Here is a 9,965-nt window from a genome sequence, read left to right as displayed (position 1 = left end):
CTCCCACAGGAGAACGCGATTAAATGTGGGAGCGAGCCTGCTCGCGATTAAGGTCGGAACGACCTTACGACGACGTCAGTCGTCCAGCGCTTTCACCGACTTGGGCGACAGCCGCAAGCTGCGTAGGCTGCGTTTGACGCTCTTGAGGTGGTTGACCAGACTCGGCCCGCGCGCCATGGCCACGCCCATCGCCAATACGTCGATCACCACCAGGTGAGCGATACGCGAGGTCAGCGGTGTGTAGATTTCGGTGTCTTCGTGCACGTCGATCGCCAGATTGACGGTCGACAGTTCCGCCAGCGGCGTCTGGCTTGGGCACAAGGTGATCAACGAGGCACCACTTTCACGTACCAGGTTGGCCGTGATCAGCAGATCCTTGGAACGCCCGGACTGGGAAATACAGATCGCCACGTCGCTCGGCTTCAACGTTACTGCCGACATCGCTTGCATGTGTGGGTCGGAATACGCTGCCGCCGTCAGAAGCAAACGGAAGAATTTGTGCTGGGCATCCGCAGCCACCGCACCCGATGCACCAAAGCCATAAAACTCGACGCGCTGGGCCTGGGACATCAGGGACACAGCCCGCTGCAACTCAACCGGATCGAGCTTCTCGCGAACTTCCATCAAGGTATGCAGGGTGGTGTCAAAGATTTTCAGGCTGTAGTCAGCAACGGAGTCGTCTTCATGGATCGCAAACTGGCCAAAGCTCGCACCGGCCGCCAGGCTCTGCGCCAGCTTGAGTTTCAAATCCTGAAAACCGGAGCAACCAATGGCGCGGCAAAAGCGCACGATGGTCGGCTCGCTGATGCCGACGCTGTGGGCCAGGTCGGCCATGGAGCTGTGCATCACTGCCGCAGGGTCAAGCAGCACGTGGTCGGCGACCTTGAGCTCCGACTTGCGTAAGAGGTGGCGTGACTGGGCGATGTGTTGCAGCAGATTCAAAGGGCTGGACTCTTTGTTATTGGCAGTTGCCGGGGATGTAGCAAGCTTGTAGTTATACTACAAGAATCGGCTTTTTGCCTGCTCAATGCGTAACTCAATGTCCCCATTCCACGCTACATGCGCTCCATGTAGCACTTATAAGGGGTTCGCATCCTTATGCAACAGCTTAGCCAGTGCATCGGCCTCGACCGGACGACTGATCAAATAGCCCTGCACTTCATCGCAGCGCTCGACTTTCAAAAACTCCAGCTGCTCCTGCCGCTCCACACCTTCGGCCACAACCTTTAGCGATAAACCATGCGCCATCGCAATAATCGCCCGGGTAATCGCCGCATCCTCGCTACCCTCCCCCAGACCGCGAATAAACGCCTGATCGATCTTCACGTAGTCCACCGGGATACGCTTGAGGTAGCTCAGGGACGAATACCCGGTGCCGAAATCGTCAATCGCCAGCTTCACCCCCAGATTTCGCAACTGCTGGAAGGTCGCGATGATGTGCTCGACACTGTCCAGCAATTGGCTTTCGGTGAGTTCCAGCTCCAGGTAGTGCGGCGCCAGACCGGTTTCTTCCAGCACTTGGCGCACAAGACTGACGAGCTTGCCCTGACGCAATTGATGCACCGACAGGTTGACCGACACCCGGATCGGTTCAAGCCCCTGCCGCTGCCACTCGCAGGCTTGCCAGCAGGCCTGACGCAATACAAATTCGCCGATCGGGCCGATCAGGCCGATTTCCTCGGCCAGACCGATAAAATCTCCCGGCGGCACCCGACCCATGGTCGGATGATCCCAGCGCACCAACGCTTCGGCGGCGTTCAGTCGGCCCGTGGCAAGGCAGAGTTTGGGCTGGTAAAAAACTTTCAGCTGCTGTTCTTCAATGGCTTTGCGCAGCTGGTTTTCCAGCTGCAAACGCTCAAGGGTGCTGGCTTGCAGGCTTTCGGTATAAAACTGGAAGTTATCGCCACCCAAGTGTTTGGCGTGTTGCATGGCTATGTTCGACTGACTGACCAACGCAGTAATTTCCCGCGCGTTGTCCGGCAACATGCTGATGCCCATGGACGCACTGATCACCAGTTCATGACCATCAACGGTGACCGGTAAACGCAGCTTGCTCGACAAACGTTTCGCCACTCGCGCCAGGCTCGACAGGTTTGCGTAGGCATCGAACAGCACCGCAAACTCATCCCCGGAAAGCCTTGCAATCGTGTCGGCCTCTGGCAGTGCGTTGACCAGGCGTCGGGACATTTTCTGCAGCAGTTGGTCGGCGACGTCATGACCCAGGCTGTCATTGAGTAATTTGAAGCGATCCAGATTGATGTGCAGCAATGCCAGGCTACGCCCGCCCTGACGCACCCGCTGATGGGCCTCGCGCAACCGTTCCCGGAACAACGAACGGTTCGCCAGGCCCGTCAGCTCGTCGTAGTGGGTCAGATAACGCATGCGCTCTTCGGATTCTCGCCGAGCCGATAGATCGGCGAAGAAGCCGACAATATGACTGACGTTTCCCCTCGTATCGCGCACCACGTTCAGTTGCAGCCATTGCGGATAGAGCTCGCCATTTTTACGGGTCTCCACCAACTCGCCTTGCCAGGTCCCGTGCTGCTCCAATGCGTGATGAATTGCACCATAGTGTCGGCGCGCATCGCGACTGCACGGTAACTCGACAACGTTACGGCCCAACATGTCGTCGATGTCATAGCCGGTGACTCGGCTGAAGGCCTGATTGATCGCGATCAACGCATAATCGGGGTCGAAAATCACGATGCCTTCGCTGGCGGCCTCAAACACGGTCGCCGCCAGTTGACGCTGGTCCTCCTGACGCTTGGTTGCGCTGATGTCACGACGGGTACCGACCATACGGACCACACGACCATTTTGGCTGCGCTCAACGGCCCGGCCGCGATCCTCAATCCAGACCCAGTGGCCATCGCCATGCCGCACGCGGTACTCGACCTGGTAGTCCTCGCTGCGGCCTTTCAAATGCTCGACCAACGTTCGCTTCAGTACCGGCACATCTTCCGGGTGCAGTCTCGGTTTGAGATGACGAAGCATCGCCGTCACGTACTCTGGCGCCAGGCCGAACAACTCCTGGACCTGTGTGTGATAGACTTCATCGGTTTTCAGGTTCCAGTCCCACAGCCCGAGTTCGCTGGCATTCAACGCCAACGCCAGCCGCGCTTCACTCTTGCCCAGAGCCTGGTTCGCGGCATCCAGCTCCAGACTGCGCTGGGCAACACGGCTTTCCAGTTCGACTTGGGCTTCACGCAGTTGGTCTTCGGCGCAGCGGCGCTGGTCGATTTCCTTGGCAAGTTCGTGATTGAGTTGATCGCTACGGCTTTGCGCTTGCTGCAAGTGCTCGATCAATGCCTGATTCTGGAAGCGCCGCAGCAATCCGCGGTCGATCAGGCGGTTGATCTGCCAGGCGATCACACTCAGCGCCCCCAACAAAATCAACCCGAACCAACCCCAGCCTTGACCCTGTGCGTCGCCACCCCAGAATAAATAGATGATGGCCGGCAACAGGCAGGGCAAAGTAAAAGACAGGAACGCCGGCAGGCTGACCGCGTACGCAACACTGGCGGAAAGGGCGGCGGCGCCGATCAGGCCGAACACCCACGCTTGCTGTATGAAATTGTCGGCGGGCACCAACGCAATACCGGCGCCGGCCAGCGTCAGGCCGGTGAGGCCAGAGCCGAGCAAAAACATACGACGCCAGATCGGATGCGCCTGCCGGTCAGGAATCGCCGAATCGAAGGCCGCCACCTGAATCACCCGTAACGCCACCAGCGACAACAGCCACACCAGCCAGACGCTGACCAGGAAATGGCGCTGCGGATTCCAGAGCAAACGGGCGCAGACCAGACCATTGATCAACATGAGTAACGTGGGCAGCAGCGAGCCTTGATATAGCAGGCGCGTGCGTTCGACCGCCATTTCCCTGGCGTATTGTTTGCGGATAACCCGAGGCTCCACCGTGGGGCCCGACAGGTCGATGCTGAGGGTCATAGGCAATGTTCTTGTTCTTATAATGATGAGCATGAGCCCGAAACGTCGACGGAGCATACACAAGCCAATGCCCTTACCAAACTGCCCCGGATCATAAATTCGACAATATTTCAGCCCCCCGCCGCCCCTCCAAAACCGTTGGAGCGCGACCCGCCAACGCCTGCGACCACTGACTGACCGGTCGTCTTTGATGGATCTTTCATCGGCTAATGCAAAGCTCGGTTTGCCCGGTGTGTCGGCGCACCCTAGAATGCCCCGATGCGCGATGATCTCTCCCTTCTGCTGAACTCCCTCAACGATGCCCAACGCCAGGCCGTAGCTGCCCGCGTGGGTCGTCAGTTGGTCCTGGCCGGTGCTGGCTCCGGTAAAACCCGAGTGCTGGTGCACCGTATCGCCTGGTTGATCCAGGTCGAAAACGCCTCGCCCCACTCAATCCTGTCGGTGACCTTCACCAACAAGGCTGCGGCCGAGATGCGTCAGCGCATCGAGCAGCTGATGGGGCTCAACCCGGCCGGCATGTGGGTTGGCACCTTCCACGGCCTGGCGCACCGCTTGCTGCGTGCGCACTGGCAGGAAGCCGGCCTGAGCCAGACCTTCCAGATTCTCGACAGCGATGACCAGCAACGGCTGGTCAAGCGGGTGATCCGCGAGCTGGGTCTGGACGAACAACGCTGGCCGGCCCGACAGGCCCAGTGGTTCATCAACGGGCAAAAAGACGAAGGTCTGCGCCCGCAACATATTCAAGCCAGCGGCGACCTGTACCTGGCAACCATGCGCAGCATTTATGAGGCCTACGAGGCCGCTTGCCTGCGCGCCGGCGTGATCGATTTCTCTGAATTGCTGCTGCGTGCCCTCGATTTGTGGCGCGATCACCCGGGCTTGCTTGCTCATTACCAGAAGCGCTTCCGGCACATTCTGGTGGACGAGTTCCAGGACACCAACGCCGTGCAGTACGCCTGGTTGCGTTTGCTGGCCAAGGGCGGTGACAGCCTGATGGTGGTGGGCGACGACGATCAGTCGATTTACGGCTGGCGTGGCGCGAAAATCGAGAACATCTATCAGTACTCCGACGACTTCCCGGATGCCGAGACCATTCGTCTGGAGCAGAACTACCGTTCCACGGCCGGGATCCTCAAGGCCGCCAACGCCCTGATTGCCAACAACACCGGGCGCATGGGCAAAGAGCTGTGGACCGACGGCGGCGAAGGCGAAGCGATCAACCTGTACGCCGCATTCAATGAACACGATGAAGCACGCTACGTGGTGGAAACCATTGAAAGTGCGCTGAAAACCGGCTTGGCCCGTAGCGATATCGCGATTTTGTACCGCTCCAACGCCCAATCGCGCGTTTTGGAAGAAGCCTTACTGCGCGAGCGCATTCCGTACCGTATCTATGGCGGTCAGCGCTTCTTCGAGCGGGCAGAGATCAAGAACGCCATGGCTTATCTGCGCTTGCTGGAAGGCCGTGGCAATGATGCGGCGCTGGAGCGGGTGATCAATGTCCCGGCCCGTGGCATCGGCGAGAAAACCGTCGAGGCGATCCGCGACCACGCCCGTCACAGCGATGTGTCGATGTGGGAAGCCATGCGCCTGCTGGTGGCTAACAAAGGCCTGACCGGTCGCGCTGCTGGTGCGCTCGGCGCCTTTATCGAGCTGATCGAAAATCTCGCCGCCAAGTGCATGGAAATGCCCCTGCACCTGATGACTCAGACGGTCATCGAGCAATCCGGGTTGATTGCCTATCACCAGGCGGAAAAAGGCGAAAAGGGCCAGGCTCGGGTAGAAAACCTTGAGGAACTGGTCAGCGCTGCACGCAACTTCGAAAACGCGGAAGAAGACGAAGACCTGACGCCGCTGGCCGCGTTCCTTGGTCATGCATCGCTGGAAGCCGGGGATACCCAGGCTGAAGAGCACGAAGACAGCATTCAGCTGATGACCTTGCACAGCGCCAAGGGCCTGGAATTCCCTTACGTGTTCCTGGTGGGCATGGAAGAAGGCCTGTTCCCGCACAAGATGAGCCTGGAAGAGCCCGGCCGTCTTGAGGAAGAACGCCGTCTGGCCTACGTCGGCATCACCCGTGCCATGCAGAATCTGGTGATGACCTATGCTGAGACCCGACGCCTGTACGGCAGCGAAACCTACAACAAGGTGTCGCGCTTCGTACGAGAAGTGCCCAAAGGCCTGATCCAGGAAGTGCGGCTGTCCAACAGCGTCAGCCGTCCATTCGGTGGCGGACAGCAGCAGAGTTCCAGCAGCCTGTTTGGCGGCAGCGAGATCCCGGACACCGGTTTCAGTCTCGGCCAGACCGTACGACACTCGGTGTTTGGCGACGGCGTGATCCTGAATTTCGAAGGCGCTGGCGCTCAGGCACGGGTGCAAGTGAACTTCAGCGAAGGCAGCAAGTGGCTGATGCTCGGTTACGCGAAGCTGGAAGCTATTTAAGGGCGACCGTCAGGGAGCATTTCTGTGGGAGCGAGCCTGCTCGCGATGAACGATGACGCGGTGTGCTTGCTATTCCGCGGTGCGCCTATCGCGAGCAGGCTCGCTCCCACAGTTTGATCGCGCAGTGGCGCCGCTCGCCTTTCCTACAGAACTTATCCTCTCGTCCTACAGACAAAAGTAAAAGGCCTTATTGCGCTGACTGAAGCTAAATGCAACCTGTCAGGCAAAAGCCCGAAACACTCTACCGCTAGCCAGCAACACTTCAGCTGTGCAACATGGCGCGCGTGCATCCACAAAATGGGATTACCCTTTATGAAACGTTTTCTTAGCATCGCCATGGCGTTGTGCATCGGCCTGACGATGAGTCTCGACGCCAACGCCAAGCGCTTTGGTGGCGGCAAGAGCTCCGGCGCTGCGCCGACTCACCAGACCAGCCAAATGGCACCTTCTTCTCCAGGCATGGGCGGTGCTGCGGCGACTGCTGGTGCTGCCGGTGCCGCAGGCGCTGCCGCCAAGGCGGGCGGTGCTTCCCGCTGGCTCGGCCCTCTCGCCGGCATCGCTGCCGGTGGCCTGCTGGCCTCCATGTTCATGGGCGGCGGCTTCGAGGGCATGCAGATCTTCGACATCCTGATCATGGCGGTCATCGCCTTCCTGGTCTTCCGCTTCATCGCCGCTCGTCRTCGCAAGCAACAGGAGCATTTGGTTCCAGCAGGTCACGCGCCGATGCAGCGTGAAGTGTTTGAACAGAAACCTGCTGGCGGTTCGATCTTCGGCGGTTCAGCTGCACCGGTTGCCGCTCGTCCGGTAATCAATGCGCCGGCCTGGTTCAATGAAAAGAACTTCATTGAAGCGGCCCGCAACCACTTCCAGTCCCTGCAGCAACACTGGGACGCTAACGAAATGGACAAGATCGCGGAGTTCGTGACCCCGCAGCTGCTCGAGTTCCTCAAGCGCGAACGCGCCGACCTGGGCGAAGGTTTCCAGTCCACCTACATTGATAACCTCAATGTTCAACTGGACGGCGTGGATGACCGTGCCGACAAGACCATCGCCACCCTGACCTTCAGCGGCGTGTCGAAGACCTCGCGTTTCGACCAGGGCGAAGTGTTCAGCGAAAGCTGGAACATGGAACGTCCACAGGGCGAAAACCAGCCTTGGCTGGTGGCCGGTATCCGCCAGAACGGCTGATCCCCACTGCGTTAAGCATGCTGTAATAAAAACCCCAGCCTCGGCTGGGGTTTTCTATTTCGCGGTTGCATCTATAGCGAGCTACTGTATAAACCGCCCCAACTAAACCGCGCCATCAAGCAAGAGGATCCCGGACGTGGAAGAAATCATTGAACAACTGCGTGAAGCCAACGAACCGGTACCGGTCCCCTTGGAGCTGCCTGACGAAGATCAGATCGTGGAAATCGAAGAACAACTGTTCATCGACATTCCGTTCGTCTTCAGAGAATTTTTGCTGACCGTCAGCGACGTGGTCTACGGCAGCCTGGAACCGGTGACCGTCACCGACCCGCAATCCCACACCTACCTGCCGGACGTTGCTGCCAACGCCTGGGACGCTGGTGTCGATCGCAGCATGATTCCGATCTGCCAGGACGGTGACAACTACTACCTGGTCGAAGAAGACGGCACCGTGGTGTTGTGGTTGGCCGAGGAAGAACTGCTCGCCGAAGAAACCTGGGAATCGGTATGGCACTGGGCGCGGGACGTCTGGCTGGAAAGCTGATTTAGCTAACCCGACTTTGTAGCAGCTGGCGCAGCCTGCGTCCGGTTCGGGCCGCGTTCGGACGCAGCAGTCGTAAACCCGGATGACTCGTTTTTCCTGAAACACCTCGTAGCCTGATATTGCGGCCGCTTCGCAGCCGGACGCAGGCTGCGCCAGCTGCTACGGGACGATGTCAGTGGCCGGATGCATCGTTGTTGTTGTCCAGGGTTTCGAGCAAGGCCACCTGCATCCGCGTATGTACGCGGATGAACCAGCGCCAGAGCAATGCCGCAACGGCGGCAGCGACTACGATGATCAATACCAGCAACTTGTTGGTTGGGAGAATACTGGCCGACAAGGCTGCCAGTAGCAGGAATATCACCAGCAGCGAGAGGATCGGAATCACTTCGGCGATCACCCGACGCACTCGCTGCGTGTGGCGGCCTGCCATCTCCGGTTTCACCCCCATCTCTGCCAACAGCAGCGACAGCGCCTTAAGCTTGCGATAGGCGGCGATCAGGAATGGCAGCGACAACAGCAGTGCACCGCCCCAAATCAATGCTTTCTGCCAACTCGGGTCGCTGATCCAGTCCTGCAGCCAGGGGGACATGCGCTCGGAGAAATACGCACCCGAGAAGAAAATCGCAATCACCAACGCCAGATTGATCCCTACCTGCAACAAAATCCGCCGAATCATCGACGCCAGCAGCGCGCCCTCGCCCTGCGGCTGAATGCTGCGTAGCCATTCGCCGTACATACCCAAAACCCTGCCCAACCGTTGCGGCATCACGCCAGCAAGCTTGATCGATAGCGGATCGGCCGCGCGGATCAGGTACGGTGTCAGCAGCGTGGTAATCACCGAAACAGCCACGGCGACCGGATAGAGAAAGTTGCTGGTGACCTGCAGCGTCATGCCTAACGCGGCGATGATGAAAGAAAACTCGCCAATCTGCGAAAGACCCATCCCCACGCGCAGTGAGGTGCGCCCATCATTGCCGGCGATAAACGCGCCAAGGCCGCAGGACAGCATCTTCCCAAGCACTACAGCCACGGTAATGACCGCAATCGGCCAGGCATATTGCAACAGAATCATCGGATCAAGCATCAGGCCGATGGCCACGAAGAATATTGCGCTGAACAAGTCGCGAACCGGTTCAATCAAGCGCTCTATTTTCAACAGTTGTCGCGATTCAGCCATGATCGCGCCAATCAAGAACGCGCCGAGCACCATGCTGTATTCGAGTTTGACCACCAATAGACAGAAGCCGAAACACAGGCCTAACACGGTAATCAGCAGCATCTCGTTGCTTTCGAATTTGGCCACGTACGCCAGCAGCCGTGGCACCAGCAAAATCCCGATGACCAGCGCGACAATCATGAATAGCGAGAGCTTGCCGACCGTAGAAAACACTTCGCCGGAGCTGACCGTGCCGCTGACCGCGATACTCGACAGTAACGCGATGATGCCGATACCGAGGATGTCCTCGACGATCAGCACACCGAAGATCAATTGCGCGAAGCGCTCGTTCTTCATCTTCAGGTCGTTGAGTGCCTTGACGATGATGGTGGTCGAGGAAATCGCCAGGATCGCGCCTAGGAATAGTGAGTCCATGGTGTTCCAGCCGAACCATCGACCGATCTCGTAGCCGATCCAGATCATCAGCACGATTTCCAGGAACGCCGCGATAAACGCCGTGGCGCCGACCTTGAACAACTTGCGCAGGCTGAATTCCAGACCGAGGCAGAACATCAGGAAGATCACCCCGAGCTCCGCGAGGGTCTTGATGGTGTCCTCGTCGTGAATCAGGCTGAACGGCGGCGTGTGCGGGCCGATGATGAAACCGGCGACGATGTAGCCCAGCAC

The 9,965-nt window shown here is 58.8% G+C and carries 6 protein-coding genes; 3 read left to right on the top strand and 3 right to left on the bottom strand.

The genetic code is table 11. The features are described 5' to 3' along the window. Positions 1–75: 75 nt before the first annotated feature. Together hexR and AC1DSG_RS22200 are read right to left on the bottom strand one after the other, a co-directional pair. Positions 76–942 carry a transcriptional regulator HexR gene (gene hexR / locus AC1DSG_RS22205; protein ID WP_007896526.1) on the bottom strand — a complete coding sequence of 289 codons (867 nt, stop codon included), beginning with the start codon at positions 940–942 and terminating at the stop codon, positions 76–78. A gap of 135 nt (positions 943–1,077) precedes the next feature. Continuing rightward, positions 1,078–3,948 carry an EAL domain-containing protein gene (locus tag AC1DSG_RS22200; protein WP_477792800.1) on the bottom strand — a complete coding sequence of 957 codons (2,871 nt, stop codon included), beginning with the start codon at positions 3,946–3,948 and terminating at the stop codon, positions 1,078–1,080. A 258-nt stretch (positions 3,949–4,206) separates the two neighbouring features. Here AC1DSG_RS22200 and uvrD point away from each other — a divergent pair, with 258 nt between their 5' ends. From uvrD to AC1DSG_RS22185, 3 genes are all read left to right on the top strand, one after another. Then, positions 4,207–6,390, top strand: coding sequence for a DNA helicase II (gene uvrD / locus AC1DSG_RS22195; protein ID WP_477792799.1), 2,184 nt, complete (start codon positions 4,207–4,209; stop codon positions 6,388–6,390). Between the two features lie 312 nt (positions 6,391–6,702). Next, positions 6,703–7,578 (top strand): Tim44 domain-containing protein, encoded by an 876-nt coding sequence (locus tag AC1DSG_RS22190; protein WP_477792798.1) that lies wholly within the window; start codon positions 6,703–6,705, stop codon positions 7,576–7,578. A 136-nt stretch (positions 7,579–7,714) separates the two neighbouring features. Continuing rightward, entirely contained in the window at positions 7,715–8,122 is a 408-nt protein-coding gene (locus tag AC1DSG_RS22185) for an SMI1/KNR4 family protein (protein ID WP_008073570.1), read from the top strand. A gap of 172 nt (positions 8,123–8,294) precedes the next feature. Here AC1DSG_RS22185 and AC1DSG_RS22180 read toward each other — a convergent pair. Further along, the coding region (locus AC1DSG_RS22180; RefSeq protein ID WP_477792797.1) for a cation:proton antiporter at positions 8,295–9,965 on the bottom strand (1,671 nt) is incomplete at its 5' end.

This window comes from Pseudomonas sp. P5_A12, assembly GCF_056400685.1.
The sequence above is the reverse complement of the archived record's forward strand: the minus strand, read 5'-3'. Positions and strand labels throughout refer to the sequence as shown.